The organism is Gilvimarinus sp. 1_MG-2023 (genome assembly GCF_030548285.1).
This window is the reverse complement of the sequence record NZ_JAUOSC010001080.1, coordinates 1-268: the sequence shown is the minus strand read 5'-3', so window position 1 is coordinate 268 and position 268 is coordinate 1. Positions and strand designations below refer to the sequence as shown.

Annotated in this window: 1 protein-coding gene; it reads right to left on the bottom strand. The window is 56.0% G+C overall.

The genetic code is table 11. From position 1 onward, the window contains the following. A partial coding sequence (locus Q4563_RS20190; protein ID WP_303605784.1) for a dicarboxylate/amino acid:cation symporter occupies positions 1-268 on the bottom strand: 268 nt, incomplete at both ends.

Here is a 268-nt window from a genome sequence, read left to right as displayed (position 1 = left end):
ATCCACCACAATACTGGCAACAATATCCCCCTCAACATTCACGGCGGTGCGGACAGTATCGAGAATACGATCGATGGGGAGCAATATGGCAATGGCTTCGGCTGGCAGCCCCACAGATTGCAACACCATGACCATGGTAACCATGCCGGCACTGGGAATGCCTGGCGCGCCCATGGAAGCAATCATGGCCGTCAGCATCACAATGATCTGCTGGCCGACTGACAGGTCGATGCCGATCAGATAGGCGATAAACAGTGCTGCAGCGGCC